Annotated in this window: 14 protein-coding genes, 1 tRNA gene and 3 pseudogenes; 6 read left to right on the top strand and 12 right to left on the bottom strand. The window is 72.6% G+C overall.

Annotated elements, in window-relative coordinates; all coding sequences use genetic code 11:
* The first annotated feature begins 91 nt into the window (after nt 1–91).
* Entirely contained in the window at nt 92–1,768 is a 1,677-nt protein-coding gene (locus J2X68_RS04390; protein WP_310431086.1) for a DUF262 domain-containing protein, read from the top strand.
* A gap of 121 nt (nt 1,769–1,889) precedes the next feature.
* Here J2X68_RS04390 and J2X68_RS04395 read toward each other — a convergent pair whose 3' ends face one another.
* Nucleotides 1,890–2,342, bottom strand: a complete 453-nt coding sequence (locus tag J2X68_RS04395) for a pyridoxamine 5'-phosphate oxidase family protein (protein ID WP_310431087.1) — start codon at nt 2,340–2,342, stop codon at nt 1,890–1,892.
* A 172-nt stretch (nt 2,343–2,514) separates the two neighbouring features.
* Here J2X68_RS04395 and J2X68_RS04400 point away from each other — a divergent pair, with 172 nt between their 5' ends.
* On the top strand, nt 2,515–5,307 hold the full coding sequence (locus J2X68_RS04400; RefSeq protein WP_310431088.1) for a LuxR C-terminal-related transcriptional regulator: 2,793 nt from the start codon (nt 2,515–2,517) through the stop codon (nt 5,305–5,307).
* Between the two features lie 95 nt (nt 5,308–5,402).
* Here the strand turns inward: J2X68_RS04400 and J2X68_RS04405 are convergent, their stop codons facing one another.
* Nucleotides 5,403–5,855 (bottom strand): DUF1801 domain-containing protein, encoded by a 453-nt coding sequence (locus tag J2X68_RS04405; RefSeq protein WP_310431089.1) that lies wholly within the window; start codon nt 5,853–5,855, stop codon nt 5,403–5,405.
* A gap of 224 nt (nt 5,856–6,079) precedes the next feature.
* A pseudogene (locus J2X68_RS04410) lies at nt 6,080–6,316 on the bottom strand (FMN reductase (NADPH)); the annotation flags it as partial.
* 200 nt (nt 6,317–6,516) lie between these two features.
* Here J2X68_RS04410 and J2X68_RS04420 point away from each other — a divergent pair.
* A pseudogene (locus J2X68_RS04420) lies at nt 6,517–6,866 on the top strand (cupin); the annotation flags it as partial.
* A gap of 55 nt (nt 6,867–6,921) precedes the next feature.
* Here the strand turns inward: J2X68_RS04420 and J2X68_RS04425 are convergent.
* The 3 genes from J2X68_RS04425 to J2X68_RS04435 all read right to left on the bottom strand — a co-directional run bounded on the left by J2X68_RS04425 (nt 6,922) and on the right by J2X68_RS04435 (nt 10,938).
* A complete protein-coding gene (locus J2X68_RS04425; RefSeq protein WP_310431090.1) occupies nt 6,922–7,434 on the bottom strand; it encodes a carboxymuconolactone decarboxylase family protein in 513 nt (170 codons plus the stop codon).
* A gap of 143 nt (nt 7,435–7,577) precedes the next feature.
* Nucleotides 7,578–9,341 carry a thiamine pyrophosphate-dependent enzyme gene (locus J2X68_RS04430; protein WP_310431091.1) on the bottom strand — a complete coding sequence of 588 codons (1,764 nt, stop codon included), beginning with the start codon at nt 9,339–9,341 and terminating at the stop codon, nt 7,578–7,580.
* A 13-nt stretch (nt 9,342–9,354) separates the two neighbouring features.
* A complete protein-coding gene (locus J2X68_RS04435) occupies nt 9,355–10,938 on the bottom strand; it encodes an FMN-binding glutamate synthase family protein (protein WP_310431092.1) in 1,584 nt (527 codons plus the stop codon).
* A gap of 324 nt (nt 10,939–11,262) precedes the next feature.
* Here J2X68_RS04435 and J2X68_RS04440 point away from each other — a divergent pair, with 324 nt between their 5' ends.
* On the top strand, nt 11,263–11,466 hold the full coding sequence (locus J2X68_RS04440; RefSeq protein ID WP_009192932.1) for a cold-shock protein: 204 nt from the start codon (nt 11,263–11,265) through the stop codon (nt 11,464–11,466).
* Nucleotides 11,467–11,517: 51 nt separating this feature from the next.
* Nucleotides 11,518–11,591: transfer RNA gene (locus J2X68_RS04445), tRNA-Met, on the top strand.
* Between the two features lie 213 nt (nt 11,592–11,804).
* Here the strand turns inward: J2X68_RS04445 and J2X68_RS04450 are convergent.
* Together J2X68_RS04450 and J2X68_RS04455 are read right to left on the bottom strand one after the other, a co-directional pair.
* Nucleotides 11,805–12,338: a cupin domain-containing protein gene (locus J2X68_RS04450; protein WP_310431093.1), complete on the bottom strand. Its 534-nt coding sequence runs from the start codon at nt 12,336–12,338 to the stop codon at nt 11,805–11,807.
* A gap of 533 nt (nt 12,339–12,871) precedes the next feature.
* A pseudogene (locus J2X68_RS04455) lies at nt 12,872–13,234 on the bottom strand (YybH family protein); the annotation flags it as partial.
* A gap of 142 nt (nt 13,235–13,376) precedes the next feature.
* Here J2X68_RS04455 and J2X68_RS04460 point away from each other — a divergent pair.
* Nucleotides 13,377–14,315 carry a LysR substrate-binding domain-containing protein gene (locus tag J2X68_RS04460; protein WP_310431094.1) on the top strand — a complete coding sequence of 313 codons (939 nt, stop codon included), beginning with the start codon at nt 13,377–13,379 and terminating at the stop codon, nt 14,313–14,315.
* 6 nt (nt 14,316–14,321) lie between these two features.
* On the opposite strand, the gene J2X68_RS04465 is transcribed toward J2X68_RS04460, so the two are convergent.
* From J2X68_RS04465 to J2X68_RS04480, 4 genes are all read right to left on the bottom strand, one after another.
* Complete coding sequence (locus J2X68_RS04465) at nt 14,322–15,080, bottom strand: hypothetical protein (protein WP_310431095.1); 759 nt, start codon at nt 15,078–15,080, stop codon at nt 14,322–14,324.
* 110 nt (nt 15,081–15,190) lie between these two features.
* Nucleotides 15,191–15,778, bottom strand: a complete 588-nt coding sequence (locus J2X68_RS04470; protein WP_310431096.1) for a hypothetical protein — start codon at nt 15,776–15,778, stop codon at nt 15,191–15,193.
* Between the two features lie 242 nt (nt 15,779–16,020).
* Nucleotides 16,021–17,631 (bottom strand): cation acetate symporter, encoded by a 1,611-nt coding sequence (locus J2X68_RS04475; protein ID WP_310431097.1) that lies wholly within the window; start codon nt 17,629–17,631, stop codon nt 16,021–16,023.
* A complete protein-coding gene (locus J2X68_RS04480) occupies nt 17,628–18,062 on the bottom strand; it encodes a DUF485 domain-containing protein (protein ID WP_310431098.1) in 435 nt (144 codons plus the stop codon). Before J2X68_RS04480 ends, J2X68_RS04475 begins: the two co-directional genes overlap by 4 nt.
* Nucleotides 18,063–18,226: the final 164 nt, after the last annotated feature.

Below are 18,226 nucleotides of genomic sequence, written 5' to 3' on the forward strand. Positions count from 1 at the left end.
GTCTCGGGCCGACGCGGCACGAGTCGTCCCTGCGAGGGGCCGTACCGGCCTTTTGAGGACACCGGGGCTTCGACTTGACGATGATGGCGCAATGCAGCAGCTCGAGGCGCAGGAAGTGTCCCTGCACAAGGTGTTCAGCAGCGACTTCGACTTTCGGATCCCCGACTATCAACGCCCCTACGCGTGGGAGACGGAGCAGGCCACCCAACTCCTCATCGACCTGCAGGAGTCGCTGGAGCGGGGAACGGACGAGCCGTACTTTCTCGGCTCGATCGTGCTCGTCAAGTCCAAGGGGCACACTCACGCCGATGTCATCGACGGACAGCAGCGGCTGACCACGCTGACCATTCTGCTGGCTCTGCTGCGCGATCTGACCGACGACGCGGACCTGCGCAGCGACCTGAACAGACTCATCACCGAGCCGGGAAACAAGGTGCGCCGCCTGGCTCCGCGGCCCAGGCTGACCCTGCGGCAGCGCGACGCCGGCTTCTTCCAGCAGTACGTGCAGACGAGCGGCGGTACCGAAGCGCTGCGAGAGCTGAACGAGGCGACGCTGCCGACGGACGCCCGCAAGGCGGTGCTGCGCAACGCCACGGCTCTGCACGCGATCCTCGGCGGGTGGTCCGAGGAACGACGGCTGGACCTCGTCCAGATGCTGGGCGAGCGGACCTTCCTCGTCGTGGTCTCCACCCCCGACCTCGAGAGCGCGCACCGCATCTTCAGCGTGATGAACTCCCGCGGACTGGACCTGGCGCCCACCGACATCTTCAAGTCGCACATCATCGGCGCGCTCGGCGACAAGGCCGCCGAGGAGGAGTGCGCCCGCAAGTGGGAGAACGCCGAAGAGGCCCTCGGCCGCGAAGGCTTCGCCGATCTCTTCCTGCACCTGCGCATGGTCTTCGCGATGAGGCGAGCGGAGCGGGAGCTGCTCAAGGAATTCCCCGAACAGGTCCTGAGCCGGTATCTGCCGGGCAAGGCCGAGCTGTTCGTCGACGACGTCGTAGTCCCCTACGCGGACGCCTACGTGCAGATCAGGGACGCCCGCTACACGGCGCCGGCCGGAGCGGAGCAGGTCAACGCCTGGTTCAAGAGGCTGAAGCAGATCGACAACAACGACTGGCAGCCGGCGGCCCTGTGGGCGCTGCGCAACCACGGCGACGACCCTGTCCTCCTCGACGACTTCTTCCGTGCCCTGGAACGTCTGGCGGCCAGCATGTTCGTCCGCCGCGTCTACACCACGCCTCGCGTGACGCGCTACGCGGACGTGCTGCGCGAACTCGACGCCGGACAGGGGCTGAACGCACCGTCCCTCGCGCTGACCGAGGCGGAGAAGGAGGAGACGCTCGCCCGTCTGGACGGCGACGTCTATCAGGTCACGAGGACCCGGAAGTACGTCCTGCTGCGCCTGGACGAGACGCTGGCCGCCAAGCCCGGTGTCACCTATGACCACCCGCTGATCACCGTCGAGCACGTGCTGCCGCAGACCCCGAGGGCAGGATCCGACTGGCTCACGCACTTCACCGACGAGCAGCGCGGGCAATGGACGCACCGCCTGGCCAATCTGGTCCTGCTCAACCGGACGAAGAACTCCTCCGCGCAGAACTACGACTTCGAGGAGAAGAAGGCCAAGTACTTCACCGGCAGGCACGGTGTCTCCACCTTCGCCCTCACCAGCCAGGTGCTGCATCGCGAGAGCTGGACTCCGCAGGCCCTGCAGAAGCGCCAACAGCGGCTCGTGGGCCTGCTGGCCGACGAGTGGGACCTCTGACAGAGGAGGGGCCGATCGCGGTGGACCGGGGGCGGGACCGACTCCGGTCGCGCAAGGTGCCCGGCGTCAGTGTCCCGCCGGCCACCGCCCCTTCCGGTCGGATCAGCCACGGCCCGCGCAGTCAGCTCAGCCACCGGCCGTCGCGCATCAGTTCGCGGTCGGACAGTTCGTTCTCCTCGCGCCAGGCCTGGACGCGGCGCGGGACGATCCGGAACCAGCGGTACGACGTGGCCGACGCGCGGGGATCGAAGCCCGTGCGGTCGGCGAAACGGTCGCCGCGTTCCCGTGGCAGCGCGTCGAGTTCGAGGACGCCGACCTCGCCGTCGATCATGGTCACGTCGCGCGTGCCGCCGAGCGCCAGCCGGGCGGTGCGGGTGGCGGCCAGGTTTCTGCCGGTGGGGCTGTTCGTCGGGGTGGCCGCCCACAGGGCCTCGCCGTCCCAGTCGAAGGACAGCGGTACCAGGTAGGGCGTGCCGTCCGCCGACGCACTGGCGACCCACACGTCCACGTCGTGGGTGAGCCGGTGTTCGGTGTCGTGACGACGCTGGGCCCGGGAGCGGGGTGCGGCGGTCATCGGTCCTCCAGGAGTCCTCGGGGCCACGAACGGCGGGAGTCCGGTCGTGGGTCGCGACCGCCCCGGGAAACCCGCCGGGCCGATCGCCGTGGTCACAGACTCTCCCGGGACGGGTGCGGGCCGCCTCCGTGCCGACCACGGAAACCGCCACGGACGAACGGATAATGAGGCGGTGATCAGTCCAGAGATATCCGCCCGGGAAGCCCAGGTGCTCGCACTGCTGGGGGAACACCTCAGCAACGCGGAGCTCGCCGCGCGTTTGGTCATCTCCGTACGCACGGTCGAGTCGCACGTCTCCTCGCTGCTGCGCAAGCTCCGACTGCCGGACCGGCGGGCACTCGCCCGGCACGCGGCCGAACTCGCGCGCACCGAGCCGTCGCTCCCGGCGGCCGCCCTGCCGGCCCCGCTGACGGCGTTCGTCGGGCGGGTGGCGGAGCGCGGGCAGCTGGCCGAGGCCGTGAAGGCGCACCCGCTGGTGAGCGTGGTCGGCCCGGGCGGAGTGGGCAAGACCCGCCTCGCGCTGGCGGTGGCGGCGGACGTGGCCGGTGACTTCGCCGACGGGGTGTGCTTCGTCGACCTGGTCCCGGTCACCGAGCCGGGCCGGGTGGGCGCGGCCGTCGCGGCGGCCATGGGAGTGGGCGAGCAACCGGGGCGCGGCATCGACGACGCGGTGGTGGCCGCGCTGGCGGATCGCCGGACGCTGCTGGTGCTGGACAACTGCGAGCGGGTGGGTGAGGCGGTGGCGCCGTTCCTGGAGCGGCTGCTGGCGGCCGGCCCGGGGTTGAGGGTGCTCGTGACCAGCCGGGCCAGGCTGATGGTGCCCTTCGAGCGGGTCTTCCAGGTGCCGCCGCTGTCACGGGCCGGCGGTGACGAGTCGGAAGCGGTGGCCCTGTTCATGGACCGGGCGGCGGCGGTCGGTCAGCCGCCCGGCCCGGCGGCGAACGAGGAGGTCGTCGCCATCTGCGAACGGCTCGGCGGCATGGCGCTGGCGATCGAGCTGGCGGCGGCGCGCTGGTCCACCCTCGGACTCGACGGCCTCACGGCAGGCCTCTCCGACCAGCTGCGGATCCTCACCGGCGGACCCCGCGCCGACGACCGGCACCGGTCGGTGCGGGCGGTGCTGGACTGGAGCCATGACCTGCTGGAGCCGCAGAGCCGGGCCCTGCTGCGGCGGGTGTCGGTGTTCGTCGCGCCGTTCACCGTCGAGGCGGCCGCCGAGGTCGCCGGGTTCGCTCCGCTGGATCCGGCCGCCGTCGTCGACGGGCTCGGCAGGCTCGCCGAGCAGAGCCTCCTGGCCGTGACCTCGTCGGCCACCGGCACCCGGTTCCACGCGCTGGAGACCATCCGGCAGTACGGCACGGAGCGGCTCGCCGACGCCGACGAGCTGGTCCGGGTCCGAGACCGCCACCTGGACTGGTGCTCGACCGCCGCGCAGGCCCTCGTGGACGCCTCGGGCGCCGACTGGCGCGCCCGGTTCGAGGCCGTGGCCGACGACCTCCGGGCCGCCCTCACCTGGGCCGCCGACCGGCCGGAGCGGCGCACGGACGCGCGCCGTCTCGCGCTGTCGCTGGCCGAGCTGGCCTTCCTCCGCAACCTGCTGGGCGAGTCCCAGCAGCGGTACGAGCAGGCGGCCGGGCTCTCCGACGACGCCGACCGGGCCGCGGCACTGCGGCAGGCGGCGGCGGTGGCCGGGTGCCGCAGGCTCGGTGACGACATGTTCCGGCTGCACCGGGCCGCGGCGGACGCGGCGCGCCGGGCCGGGGACACCGCCGGCGCGGGCGGCGACCTGGCGGCCGCCGCCACCAACGCCTACCGCTTCTCCAGCACGTTCGCACAGGTGCCCTCCCGGGACGAGGTGACCGCCCTGCTCACGGCGGCGCAAGAGCCGGCCTGCGACGCCCCGGCCGCGCGGGCCGCTGTCGCGCTGGCCGAGGCGGCGGTGCTCGCGGACGCGTTCGGCGCCGTCCAGGGCGACCTGGTCAACACCGCCGAGGAGACGGTCGTCTGCGCCGAACGCGCCGTCGACCTCGCGCGGCGCACGGGCGACCCGGTGGCGGAGTCGGCCGCCCTCGACGCGCTGTCCGGGGCCCGGAGCTGGACCGGTGAGGCCTTCGCCGCCGCGGCCGCCGCCCGGCGCCGGATCGAGGTCCTGGACGCGGCGCCGCGCACCCCGGCCGGCGCGCACGAACTCATGGACGCCCTCGCCATGGCCGCCGGAACCGCCGTCGGCGTGGGCCGGCTGCCGGAAGCCCGCCGATGGGGGCGACAGCTCGCCGACCACCCGCTGCTCGCCGAGGTGGGGCACCACGCCACGTCCTGGCTGCTGGTCGCGGACGCGTTCGCGGGCCGGGGCGACCAGGTGCTCACCGGCAGTGCGCGGTTCCTCGACGCGTGGGAGCGGAGCGGACGTCAGCGATCGTTCTCGCTCGGCCCGGCCGCCGCCGCGGTCGCCATGGTGCACGGCCTGCGCGGCGACCACGACGGCCGGGACACCTGGGGCGCGATCGTCGACCGGGCGGGCAACGCGCCGGAACACCGCCACGGTTACGGCGCGGTCTTCGACGCCCTGGTGCTGCTGCACGAGGGAGACGCGGACGCGGCGTCGCGGCGGGTCGCGCCGGAGCCGGATCAGGTCTGGAAGTGGGTGTCCTGGGTCTGGCTGCACTGGTACGTGGCGCTCCGGGCGGAGACCGCGGTGCTCGCCGGGCACCCGGACGCCCGGGCCCGCATCGGCGAGGCCCGGACCGTGGTCGCCGGCAATCCGGTCGCCACCGCCCAGGTGGACCGTGCGCAGGCACTCCTCGACGGCGACGTGGCGCGTCAACTCGCCGCCGCCGCGGCGTTCGACGCGGCCGGCTGCCCCTACCAGTCGGCGCGCACGCTGCTGCTCGCCGGGGGCGACCACGCCGCCGTCGGCACGGCCGCGCTCGCCGACCTCGGTCTCGCCCCCGTGGCCGTCCGGTAGCGACGCCACCCGGGCCGCGGCAAGCGGGCGGCGTGGCCGGGCCGGCGGAGGCCGATCCGCTCCGTCGGCCCGCCCGTTCACCGGTCGGCGCGCCGTCAGCTCACGGCCTGCTTCACCAGTGCGGCGATCCGCGCCTCCGCCTCGGCCGTCACCTCGGTCAGGGCGAAAGCGGTCGCCCACATCGTGCCCTCGTCGAGGCGGGCCGGGTCGTTGAACCCCAGCGTCGCGTAGCGCGACTTGAACTTGGCCGCGCTCTGGAAGAAGCAGACCACCTTGCCGTCGAGCGCGTAGGCGGGCATCCCGTACCAGAGCTTCGGGGCGAGGGCCGGGGCGGTGGCCGTGACGACGGCGTGGACCCGCTCGGCCATCGCCCGGTCGGAGTCCGGCATCGCGGCGATCTTGTCGAGGACGTCCCGCTCGGCCTCCGCCGCCTTGTCCGCACGCGAGCCGCGGCGCGCCGCCTTCTTCTGCCCCTCGGCGTGTTCCTTCATCGCGGCCCGCTCCTCGGGCGTGAATCCCTCGTACGTGCTGCCGTCGGTGCTGGTCATGGTTGCTCCCGTGGTCAAGGCGTGGACCGCGATCGGTTCGGTGCCCTGTCGGGCCCGATCGCTGTGGGTCCCAGCCTCTCCCGTGCGGACGCGGACCGCCTCCGTGCCGACCACGGAATCCACCACGGAATCCCCGACGGAATCCGCCAGGGAGAGGCAGGGAGAGGCAGGGGGAGGTCATCGGCCGTGCCCGTCGACAGGCCGCGGCGCGGGGAGCCGGAGCCTCATCCGGTGGCGGCGAGAGCGTCCGTGCGGCCGCCCGGCGCGGCGGAGAACCGGTCCGTGACCTGTTCCAGCGCTGTCGCGGCGGCGGGCGCGAGGAGCGCTGCGCCGGCCTGCCCGGCGATGTCCCGGTCGAGCGTGAACCAGCCGGGCACGACGTGCGCCGCGCCCAGGGGACTGAGGACCGGGCGCAGGGCCCGGTCGATGGCCAGGACGTGCGCCGTGCTGCCGCTCAGCGCCTCCTGGCGGTGCTGGAGGTCGTTGAGGACGTCGTGATGGGCGCGCACGCGGCAGGCGTCCGCGGCGAGCCGCCTGCCGAAGCGGGCGTAGGTCGCACGGGTCTCGCCCCGGCCGGGAGCGACGGTGCCGCGGATACGCAGGCACTCGGGGCCGTGACGGTCGCTGTACTGGGTCATGTCACACTCCTGCGGATGCGGACGAGCCGCCCGCCACCTCCGGCGAGGGATTCCACCCTCATCTCGGTGACAGTGCGGCCACCCGGCGACGTCCCTGCGGGCCCGGCTGCACCACATCCGCGCCGACGAGCCCGACGGCGACACCGCCTGGACCGGAGGCATGCGCCGCTTCGCCGCCGTCAGCGGCGCGACGGTGGGCTCCGAGAAGCCGTATATGGGTCAGACGCACGCCACCCCTTCGACCGCGTCCTCGGATCATTACGGCGAGTCCGAGACCGCCGTCCATGTGGTGAGCGGACACCCGGAGTTCGCCTTCCTCGACGACTCGGGCGGCACGCCGGGAGAGGTACGGCTGCGCACCTCTCCCGGCGAGCGTCGTCCACCTGCCGCACTTGTACGCACGGGGGAGCGAGCAGGACCGACCCGGCTCAGTACGGGCTGGTCTCGCCCTCGGTCGTCACGCCGAAGGTGTTCAGGAAGGTGCTGACGAGCTGGTAGAAGCCGACCGTGATGACAAGGTCCGAGAGCTGCCCCACCGTCAGGAACTGCAGGACCTCCGCGCGTTCGGCGTCGCTCAGGGTGTGCCGGGCGAGCAGGCGGTCCGTGCAGCGCAGGACCGCCGCCTCCTGCGGGGACAGCCCCTCCGCGGATCCGGTGGCGGCCGCGGCGATCGCGGCCCGGCCCAGGCCGACCAGACGGCCGATGTGCTCGTGGTGGTGGACCTCGTACGCCGCGCCGTACACGCGGCCGACGCGCACGACGGCGAGCTCGCGCAGCCCGTCGGGGAGTGAGTTGCGCTGCAGGATCGCGTCGGCCGTCTCCAGCAGGCCCGGGGCCAGACGGGGCGAGTGCATGATCATGCGGAAGACGTTGAGCGAACCGCGCGCGGTGACGGCTTCCCGCAGCTCCGCAGTCAGGGCCGACAGGTCGGGGTACTCCATGGGGGACTCCTTCGGCGGGGGCGGCCCGGCCGGACTTCCGGACCGGGTCGTGCCGTCCCACTGTGCCGCCGGGCCCCGGAGCGCCGCGAGGACCTCGCTCCGGGGCGGGCACGGCCGTGGATCCGCGGCCGTCTGCCGGGCCGTCAGGACGCGTCGGTGTCCCCCTGGCTGCGCACGACCTCCTTCACCTTGGCCACCGCGAACCCCCACCCCTGGGAGACGGTCGGCTTGGCCGGGACGGCGATCTCGTCCGGGTTGGTCAGCACGTCCAGCAGCACCGGTCCGGGGGTGCTGAAGGCCCGGCGTACGGACTTCTCCAGGTCGGCCGGGTCGGTCACCCGGATGCCGGTGATGCCCATGGCCGTGGCGACGGCCGCGAAGTCGGGATTGTCCAGCACCGTGCCGAACTCCGGGAGCCCGGCCTGTTCCTGTTCGAGCTTGACCATGCCCAGCCGCCGGTTGTCGAAGACCACGAGTTTGACGGGGAGCCGGTTCGTCCTGAGCGTCATGAGGTCGCCGAGGAGCATGCTCAGGCCGCCGTCCCCGCAGAAGGCGACGACCTGCCGGTTCCGGTCCAGGCACTGGGCGCCGAGGGCCTGGGGCATGGCGTTGGCCATGGAGCCGAGGTTGTAGGAGCCGATCAGCTGCCGTCGGTCGCGCATCTCGACGAACCGCGAGAGCCACACGGTGGCCATGCCCGTGTCGGAGGTGAAGACCGTGTCGTCGTCCGCGAGGCGGTCCACCACGGCGGCCAGCGCCTCCGGGCGGATGTCGCCGGACCGGTTGTCCAGCGCGGACCGCAGACGGCCCACCAGACCCTTGTCGTGGGCCGGGTCGGCCAGCCGCGCCTGACCCTCGCGCCACCGCTCGAAGCGGGAGCGGGCCTCCTCCAGATGCGAGCGGTCGCGGGCGCCCTCGCTCCCCGCGGGCGGGGCGTCGAGCTGGGACAGGAGATCCCGGACGGTGGCCCCCGTGTCACCGACGAGCCCCACCTCCACGGGCACCCGGCGGCCGATGTGCGCGGCCTCGGTGTCCACCTGGATGACGGTCCGGCCCTCCGGATACCAGTCCCGGTAGGGGAAGTCGGTGCCCAGCAGCAGGAGCGTGTCCGCGTCCTGGAGCGCCGACGCCGCCGCCGGATTGCCGATCAGCCCGGTCTGGCCGACCTGGAACGGATTGGCGTCGCCCTCGAAGCCCTCCTTCGCCTTCAGCGTGAGCACCATCGGCGCGGCAAGCCGGTCGGCCAGGGCCAGCACGTCCTCGCGCGCGGCACGGGCTCCCCGCCCGACGAGCAGCGTGACCCGCCGCGCCCGGTCGAGCAGTTCGGCGGCGCGCCGGACGGCGGACTCGTCCGGTCGGCTCAGCGGGGCGTTCAGCGAGAACCGGGCCGGCCGGTCCGCTGTCAGCTCCCGTTCCCCCAGGTCACCGGGGACGGTCAGCACGGCGACGCCCTTGCGGCCCAGCGCGGTGCGCACCGCCGTCTCCAGCATCTGCGGCAGCTGGTCGCCCGAGGTGATCGTGGCCCGGAAGACGGCCACGTCGCTGAAGAGCGCGTCGTTGTCGACCTCCTGGAAGTAGTCGCTGCCGAGTTCGGCGAGCGGGACCTGCCCGGCGATCGCCAGCACCGGGGTATGGCTCTTGGCCGCGTCGTAGAGCCCGTTGAGCAGGTGCACCGAGCCGGGGCCGACGGTGCCCATGCACACGCCCAGGGTGCCGCTGAGCTGGGACTGGGCGCTCGCGGCGAAGGCCGCCGCCTCCTCGTGCCGACACCCCACCCACTCCAGGTCGTCGGTGGTGCGGATGGCGTCGGTCAGCGGATTGAGGGCGTCACCCACGACGCCGAAGACCTGGCGCACGCCAAGTTCGCTCAGCGCGTCCACGATGACGCGTGCGACGGTTCGGGCCACGAAATCCTCCGGATCAGACGGTGAAGTGGTCGGGGTCGGCGGCGTTCCAGTCGGCCGCCCAGGAGACGGGCGGCTCCGCGAGCAACTGCCCGGGCGCCAGCCATTCGTAGAGCTCCTCGAAGGAGCGTTCGGTGCGGGGGTCGATGCGCCGGCGGAGCATGTGGGGGCGCAGCTGCGCGGGATCGGTGACGCCCATGGACGCCATGATCTGCAACGCGCTCGCCACCGTCGCCTCCTGCAGGCGTCGGACACGCAGTGTCTTGTCGCCGACGTGGAGCGCGCGGGCCCGGCGGGGGTCCTGCGTGGTGACACCGGTGGGGCAGGTGTTCGTGTGGCACCGCTGCGCCTGGATGCAGCCGACGGCGAACATCATCGCCCGTGCCGCGTTGCCGTAGTCGGCGCCCTGCACCATGCGCTTGACCAGGTCCGTGCCGGTCGCGATCTTGCCGCTCGCCCCGATCCTGACCCGATCGCGCAGACCCGCGCCGACGAGGGCGTTGTGCACGGTCAGCAGCCCCTCGGTGAGCGGGGTGCCGACGTGGTCGGCGAACTCCAGGGGCGCCGCCCCGGTCCCGCCCTCCGCCCCGTCCACCACGATGAAGTCCGGTGCCGTGCCCTCGGCCAGCATCGCCTTGCACACGGCGAGGAACTGCCGGCGCGACCCGACGCAGAGCTTGAAACCGGTCGGTTTGCCACCCGACAGCTCCCGCATCCCGGCGACGAAGCGCACGAGCTCGCGCGGCGTGGAGAACACCCGGTGGTAGGGCGGCGAGATCACCGTCCGGCCCTCGGGCACGTCCCGGACCCGCGCGATCTCGGCGTTGACCTTCGCTCCGGGCAGGACCCCGCCGATGCCCGGCTTCGCGCCTTGCGAGAGCTTGAGCGACACGCACTTCACGTGCTCGTGCGCGGCCTTGTCGGCGAACTCCGCCGGGTCGAAGTCGCCGTCGTCCGTCCGGCAGCCGAAGTAGCCGGTGCCTATCTCCCAGACGAGGTCGCCGCCCGGCCGCAGGTGGTACTCCGACAGGCCGCCCTCACCGGTGTCGTGGGCGAAACCCCCGGCCGCGGCACCCCCGTTCAGCGTGAGGATCGCGTTCGCGGAGAGCGAGCCGAAACTCATCGCCGACACGTTCAGCAGCGCCATGTCGTACGGACGGTCGCAGTCGGGTCCGCCGATCCGCACCCGCGGCGCGGTCTCCGGCACCGGGCACGGCGCCATCGACGGCACCAGGAACTCGTAGCCGGGGCGGTAGACGTCGCGCTCGGTCCCGTACGGCTGCTCGGCGTCGGTTCCCTTGGCCCGCTCGTAGACGATGGTGCGGGTGTCCCGGTCGAAGGGGCGGCCGTCGAAGTTCCGCTCGACGAAGTACTGCTGCAGTTCCGGGCGGATCTTCTCCAGGAGGAACCGGGCGTGCCCGAGCACGGGATAGTTGCGCAGCACCGAGTGCCGCCGCTGCGTCAGGTCCCATGCCCCCAACAGACCCAGCGCGAGGAGGGGCGCGGCGGCCGACCACCACCACGGCGAAGTCGCCGTCGCGGCAGCGCCCGCGGCGAGCGCGACGAGCAGAGTCAGGAACACCAGTCCGATACGTGTCACTTCCCCCGCGTTGCCGGGCAGCCGGCGATCATGTCCCGCCTTCCCTCTAGAGATCGTCAAGGAATGGCGGCACGCCCCTGCGGCATCCGTGCTCCGCCCCACCGGGTGACCCAGGTCGCCCGGACGAAAGGCGCGGGAAGCCGCGAAGGGTGCGAGAAGGGTGTGCCGCGCCGGGCTCCGGCACATTCCTTGCCGCGTTCGGCAGATAAGTCGGATAACCGGGCCGTCGACGGGGTAGGACGAACGCCGGGTGCCTTCCGGTCGTGGACGGCCCCGCACACAGACCAGCCGGGACCTCTCGGCAAGAATCGAAGGACGACCAGCATGGCCAGCGGCACCGTGAAGTGGTTCAACTCCGAAAAGGGCTTCGGCTTCATCGCCCAGGACGGCGGCGGACCGGACGTTTTCGCCCACTACTCCAACATCTCCGGCAACGGCTACCGGGAACTGGTGGAGGGAGAGCCGGTCACCTTCGACGTGACCCAGGGGCAGAAGGGCCCGCAGGCCGAGAACATCGTCCGCGGCTGAGACGGCCGCACCGCACCGCCCCGCGGACCACGTGTAGAGTGGCATCACCGACGCGGGGTGGAGCAGCTCGGTAGCTCGCTGGGCTCATAACCCAGAGGTCGCAGGTTCAAATCCTGTCCCCGCTACGAGAAGAAGGGGCCCGGCATCGCCGGGCCCCTTCGCTGTGCGGTCGTCCAGGGCGTCTACGCCGGTCCGCCGTGCGACGGCCGACCGGACGGTTCCCGCACGTCGGTCCGGCGTCCGTCCCGGCCAGGGGTGCGAGGTCGACGTCGTCCACCCGGCTGTCGGACCGGACCGTTCCCCGGTAGCTGCACCTGATGATCAGCCACTCCCGCACTTCAGCCGCGTGCGGCGAGAGCCTCGCGCCATGCCGGGCTGTCGACGTAGTGGTTGTCGAACCGCTCCGAGGAGTCCTTGATCTCCTGCGGGTCGGCCTCGCCGCGCATCACCCGGCCGAGGAGCCGCAGGTAGTCGAAGCGGTCGGCGCCCGGGGTGAAGACGAACAGCACGTCCGCCGTCCTGCCGGGCGCCGCGGCGAAGGCGTGCGGGGTGTGCGGTGGCACCACGAGGAAGTCGCCCGCCTCGAGGACGACGATCTCCTCACCCACCAGGACCTGGAGTGCTCCGTCGATCACGAAGAACGCCTCGGACGCCTTGGTGTGCAGGTGGGCGGGCGCCCCGACCGCGCCTTCGGCGAACGACGACCGGTAGCTGGTGAGCCGCCCTCCGGTGTGACCGGAGTCGGCGAGCAGTGTCATGACACTGCTGGGATCGCGGGTCGTCTCGGCTTCGGCGCCGCGCGTGAGGACCGGGGCGAAGTCCGTGGTCTGAGCGGTCTGAGCGGTCTGCGTGGTCTCGTTCGTCTTCGTCATGACTACGACTCTAGAGAGCCGATAGACCGGTGACAGGGTGCATTTGGTGGTCGGGATCGTGGGTCAATTCGCCTGTCCGCCCGTCCTCGGCCGGTCGCCCGCGCACGCGCTCGCGGTGCTTTGCGCACGGTCGTCCTGCCGGGGGAGGGCTCGTGCGGCACGGCGGTGTGGAGGGGCCGGTGGCCGGACCAGGGAGCGTCAGCGGGCGTATCAGGCGATGAGGGGGTGTCCGCCTCGGCGAGGTCCGCGTCGGGCACCGGGACGAGGGCCGCGATCGGACGAACGGCCTTTGGCGGGACGTAGGTTGTGCCGATGGCCGAACTCCTGCCGCCCGGCGGCGTGGTGCTCGATGCGCGCCCTCGACCACCGAGGCCGTCGCGGACGGTCCCGGGACGTGACCCGAGGCAGTCCGCGGGTACGGCGAGCCGAGCGACCGGGCGCGCCGGAACGCGCGCCGCGGTCGGTCAGCCGCCCGAGGAGGTCGCCTGCGTGACGGCGGTTTCCGGACGGGGATCGACGCCTCGTGTCCGGTCGGCGCCGGGTCGGGTGAACTCGGGCTGGTCGAGCACGCGCAGCCAGGTGCCGTCGGGCTGGCGCCGGACGACCTGCGCCCGGGCGCCGGCCCCGTCCCTCGGCGGAGTGGCGGTCAGGGCGATGTCGCCGCTGATCAGCGTGGGCAGCGGTGGTTCCGGTGCGAAGTGGGGGCGGCCGGCCAGCACCTTCTCCCACAGCGCCCGGATGGCATCCCGCCCCACCGTCAGCTGCCCGGGCGGATAGGCCATCACCGCGTCCTCCGTGTACAGGGCGGCGACCCCGGCGGCGTCGCCCGCGTTGGACCGCTCGACGAACAAACGGGTGATGTCCTCGGGCCGCACGGCCTTCTCGTAGTCCTGCACAGCGTCCTCTCGTGCGGATCGCTCTGGCCTGGATTCGTTCTGCACGGGCCCTCCTGATGTCCGGCTTCGGTGCTCTCCAGCCTTGTCGCCCGCCGATCAGAAGTCCAACAGATGGTTCTGCTGAGAGCTAGAATCTGTGGTCATGGATCTGAGGCAGCTGGAGTACTTCGTCGCGGTCGCCGAAGAGCGGAACTTCACGCGGGCGGCCGCTCGGGTCCACATCAGCCAGTCCGGCGTCAGCGCCCAGATCCGCCAGTTGGAGCGGGAACTGGGCGCCGAGCTGTTCGACCGGTCGGGGCGTGCCGTCACCCTGACTGTCGCGGGAAGCGCCGCGCTTGAGCACGCCCGCGCCGCACTCGCCGCGGCCGAGGCGGTCGGCCAGGTGGTGGGCCAGGTGACCGGTCTGATCCGCGGCCGGGTCACGGTCGGCATGGTCACCGGCTGCACGCTCACCCCGCTGTTCGACGCCCTCGCCGCGTTCCACGAGGTCCACCCGGGCGTGGAGATCTCACTGCTGGAGGACAACTCCGACAGGCTCGTCGAGGGAGTACGGGCCGACGCCGTCGATCTGGCGCTCATCGGTACCGCGGATGCCGCCCCGGACGGGCTGGACTCGCTGACGGTCATCAGCGAGCGGCTTGTCGCGGCAGTGCCCGAGGGGCATCCCTTGGCGCGGCGGCGGCGGATCGGGCTGCGCGACGTGGTGGCCCATCCGGTCGTCTGTATGCCACCCGGGACCGGCCTGCGCACGGTGTTCGACCGGGCCTGTGCCGCACAGGGCCTGCAACCCGTCATCGCGCTGCAGGCCAGTGCCGCGGACGCGATCGCCGACCTGGCCGCGCGTGGTCTGGGCGTCGCGGTTCTCAGCGAGTCGATGGCAGCGGGCTACCGTGACCGGCTCACCGCCCGCCTCGTCGACGACGTCGAGACGCCGGCGGTGCTCGCCCTGGTCTGGAAGAGCACGCACAACCCGGCTGTGCGCGAGTTGATCGTGCACGGCCGGCAGGCTTTCACCGAGCCCGGCTCCGCGCCGGGGCGGTCCCAGTCGTCTCCGCCGTTCCAGGGGTCCTCCGTCCCGTGACGGACGTCAGGTCGTGCGCGCGAACAGCTCCTGGAGCGGTTGAGCCGAGTCGGTGCCGGAGTGGCCGAAGGGAGCGTCGAAGCTCCAGACCATGAAGAGCAGGAAGACCACCAGGGCGCTGAACGCGGTGGCCAGCATCAACTCCCGCGCGGACCGGCGGATCTGAAGGGCGTAGAGCAGGCCCAGCGTGACGATCCCGCCGGCGATCAGGCCGAACCAGACCACCCCCGGCAGGGTGCTGCCGGCGCTGTCGAGGCGCTGGTGGCGCGCGTCGTCGGCGGCGGCCACCTGGTCGAGGAGCGGCTGGTAGGCCTGGGCCTGGAGTTCGTCGGTGGGCGTGTGGTGTGCGATGTCGCTGCGGATGCGGGTCAGCAGCCGGCCCCCGGTGGCGTCGATCGGAGCGTCGTCCTCCATGGCCGGCCACTCGGCGGTCACGGCGTGCCGGGCGTAGGCGTCGATGTGCTGCTGGACCCGGGTGTGGAAGGCGGCGGGGTAGACGTCCAGACGCTGGTCGATCTCGTACAGCGCCTGGGCCTCGCGCTGCACGGTGTCCTCGGCGGCGCCGCGAGCCTCCCAGACGCCGGCGATCGCCAGGCCCAGGACGATGGCGTAGACGACGCCGACCATCATCACCATGTACTCGAGCACGTCGGGTGTCTGCGAGGTGTCCTCGTCCGCCACGCGACGATGGCGCATCACGGTGGCGGCGACCACGAAGGCGCAGACCAGCGCGCAGGCCAGGGTGTAGATCAGCCATTCCGGCACAGCAGGACTCCAGGATGAGCAGAGAGCAGAGAGCAGATGAGCAGATGAGCGGGGGAGAGACGGGGGGACGAGCGAGCTGCGGAGGCCGGGGGCGGTGGCCCGTGGGTGGGTCAGCCGCCGTTGCGGCGTCGGGAGCCCGGACGGAGCGCGGCGGCGGCCAGGATGGCCGGCGTGGTGATCACGACGGTGGTCATCGTCGTGGACAGACCCGCGGGCGCCGGACGTGCCGACCCGCCGCCGTAGGGGAAGCGGGGCACCCAGCGGAAGGGCGCGGCACGGGTCGCCGGAGCGGGTGCCGGGGCCGGGTCGGGCGGGCCGGCGACGACGGCTTCGGGCTCTGCCCGCGGCTCCGGCGGCACCACGGGTGCGGGGACCCGGTGTTCGGCGTGCCCGGGGACCGGGGTCGGTGACCGGGGAGCCGCTGGGGCGTCGGCGGGGCGAGGTGATGGCGCCACCTCCTGTCCAGGTGCCGAAGGGACCGGCGTGCGCGGTGGCCGTGCTGTCGGCCGAGGCGCCGAGGGAGTTGCGGGGCGCTGTCGGGAGGGTGCGTCGATCTCGACCCAGCCGTCGGCCGAACACACCACCACGTGCGTGGTGGTGGGGGTGGTGTCGACGACGACCGCGGGTCCACCGGCGCCCGGCAGGGGGCAGAGCGCGGCGGCGGTGCCGAGACCGACGGTGATCCAGCCGCTCACCATTGCTGTTCCTCTCCGCTGACGTGTGCGCCCCGGACGGAGGCACCCATGCGTGGACGCCGACGGGCTCACCCGGTGGTGGCCGTTCGGCAACGGGAGTAACGATCATGCTCGGCCCGGGGACACGGCTGCGCCCGGCCTTCGGCCCGCCGCGCCCCGCGCGTGCCGGCTCCCGGCCGCGTGGCATGTAGAGGCCGGCGGCCCGGCCCCGGCCGGTTCAGGGGGCTCGTGGCTCGGCGGTCCGGTCAGCGGGCTCTGGGGCTCGGCGGTCCGGCGAGGAGGACGGCTTCCATGGCGGCGTAGCGCTCCCGTTCCCGTGCCGTCGCCCTTCTGCCGGACAGGACGGTGCCGAGCAGGCCGCACAGGAAGCCCGCCGGTACCGAGACGAGAGCCGTGGTGGTGAAGGGGAACCAGTTGAAGTCGACTTCCGGGAACGCCGATCCGGGAGAGCCGGAGACGAGGTTGGTGCCGGTCATCAGGACCAGCACGCTGACCGACCCGCCGATGAGCGTGCACAGCAGCCCGGCCCGTGTGAAGCGCCGCCAGAAGAGGCTGAAGACGAGGGCGGGGGCGATGGCCGACGCGCCGAGGCAGAAGGACAGGGTGGCGAGCGGCTGGAGGCTGCGGTGCTGGGCGATGACGGCGAGCAGGATGACGGGCAGGCCCACGGCCAGCGCGGCCAGGCGCGCCAGGGCCATCTCGCGCAGCGGCGGGACGTTCGGACGGGCGGCGGCGATGTCGTGGGCCAGGGAGTTGGCGCAGGCCAGCGTCATGCTGGCCACGGAGGCCAGCAGGGTCAGGAAGATCGCCGTGGTGACGGTGGCGAACAGCAGGCTCTCCGGGCGGGAGAGGTGCATCCCGAACGCGGCGCGCGAACCCAGCAGATAGGCGGTGTTGCCGCGCGGGTCGGCGCCGGCGACGCCCGCGCGTCCGATGAGGGCCGTGGCCCCCACGCCGATGACGGTGATCACGGCGATGAAAAGGGTGACCGTCGAGATCGCCCAGGACATCGCCCGGCGAACCTGGGGAGCGCTGCCCGCGGTGTACATGCGCATGGTGACGTGCGGCAGACACGCGCCGCCCAGCACGATGGCGCACTGGGTGCTCACCATATCGAGGCCGCGATGCGGCCCGTTGGCGAACTGGAGGCCGTAGCGCAGGAAGTTCTGCTCGGCGCCGCTGCCGTGGGCGGCGGCCTGGAACAGCGTCCGGGGGCTCCAGCCGAAGGTGTGCAGGATGAGTCCGGCGACGACCAGGCCGGACCCGAGCAGGATCACCGTCTTGAGAATCTGGATCAGTGCGGTGCCCCGCATGCCCCCGATGGCCGCGTAGCTGATCATCAGGGTCCCCGCCCCGACGATGCAGCCGGTCCGCATGGCGCTGTCGGAGAAGCCGAGGACGTACGCCAGCAACTGGCCCACTCCGGCCAGTTGGACGACCATCATCGGCACCAGCGAGGCGAGGGTGACCAGACACGCGGTGACGCGCACCGCGCGGCCGGGCAGCCGTCTGCCGAGCGCGTCGGCCATGGTGAACCGGCCGGTGTGATGCAGGGGTTCGGCCAGCAGGACCATCAGGAGCAGCAGGGACAGCAGGGTGCTCAGGGCCAGTACGACACCGTCGTAGCCGCACAGCGCGATGACGCCGCCGATGGTGAGCACGGTGGCGGCGGAGATGTAGTCGCCGGCGATGGCGAGGCCGTTGCGCAGGGGCGACAGGAAGCGGTAGCCGGTGTAGAACTCGGCGAGGTCGTCGCGGTCGGGACCGGTGAGCACGCACAGCATGAGCGTCAGGGCGACGACGCTGGAGAACGCCACCAGGGACCAGGACTGCGCGGAGCCGTCGAAGTCCGTCACGGCCGTGGCTCCTCGGGTGGGACCAGGGAGGGTCCGCGGTGCACACGCCGGGCCAGCGGGTCGACGTACCGGCGCGCGGTGTACTCGTAGAGGAGCACGGCCAGCCAGGTGACGGGCAGTTGGACCAGGGCGAGCAGGAGCCCGGTGGGCAGGCCGCCCGGTGCGGGGCGGGTCATGACGGCGGGGGCTTCGACGGTGAGGGTGAGGAAGACGGCGAAGTAGCCGAGTGCGGCGAACGTGGCGACGCGCCGCTGCCAGCGGCAGGCCCGGCGCAGCCGGCGGAGGTCGCGGTGCCTGGCGGGCCACGGCCGCGCACGGTCCGGCAGGCGCGTCCCGTCCGGCGGGGCGGCCCACTGCGGGGTCACGGCGGGGGAGGAGTGCAGTCCGGGTCGGTGGCGCGCCGGGTATAAGCCGGAGCTGTCGGAGGACATCCCAAAATCTCCTGTTGGGTCGTGGGCCCCAAGAGGTGCGGACCGCGCGGACATGGGGAAGCGGTTCGTGTGTTCGGGTCACCGCACGCTATGCGGGTGTCGGACCGCGCGCAGAGACTTCCGTGAACTCCCTGGTGAGGGCCGCTGCGGGGCTCTGACCTCGG

It is taken from the genome of Streptomyces sp. 3330 (assembly GCF_031456635.1).
Taxonomy (GTDB): Bacteria; Actinomycetota; Actinomycetes; order Streptomycetales; family Streptomycetaceae; genus Streptomyces.

Bases quoted from the DNA above. Each gene is read 5' to 3' on its own strand.
- J2X68_RS04390 (WP_310431086.1), top strand. From the start codon at position 92: ATGCAGCAGCTCGAGGCGCAGGAAGTGTCCCTGCACAAGGTGTTCAGC.
- J2X68_RS04440 (WP_009192932.1), top strand. From the start codon at position 11,263: ATGGCCAGCGGCACCGTGAAGTGGTTCAACTCCGAAAAGGGCTTCGGC.
- J2X68_RS04395 (WP_310431087.1), bottom strand. From the start codon at position 2,342: ATGACCGCCGCACCCCGCTCCCGGGCCCAGCGTCGTCACGACACCGAA.
- J2X68_RS04480 (WP_310431098.1), bottom strand. From the start codon at position 18,062: ATGTCCTCCGACAGCTCCGGCTTATACCCGGCGCGCCACCGACCCGGA.
- J2X68_RS04425 (WP_310431090.1), bottom strand. From the start codon at position 7,434: ATGGAGTACCCCGACCTGTCGGCCCTGACTGCGGAGCTGCGGGAAGCC.
- J2X68_RS04460 (WP_310431094.1), top strand. From the start codon at position 13,377: ATGGATCTGAGGCAGCTGGAGTACTTCGTCGCGGTCGCCGAAGAGCGG.
- J2X68_RS04470 (WP_310431096.1), bottom strand. From the start codon at position 15,778: ATGGTGAGCGGCTGGATCACCGTCGGTCTCGGCACCGCCGCCGCGCTC.
- J2X68_RS04405 (WP_310431089.1), bottom strand. From the start codon at position 5,855: ATGACCAGCACCGACGGCAGCACGTACGAGGGATTCACGCCCGAGGAG.
- J2X68_RS04450 (WP_310431093.1), bottom strand. From the start codon at position 12,338: ATGACGAAGACGAACGAGACCACGCAGACCGCTCAGACCGCTCAGACC.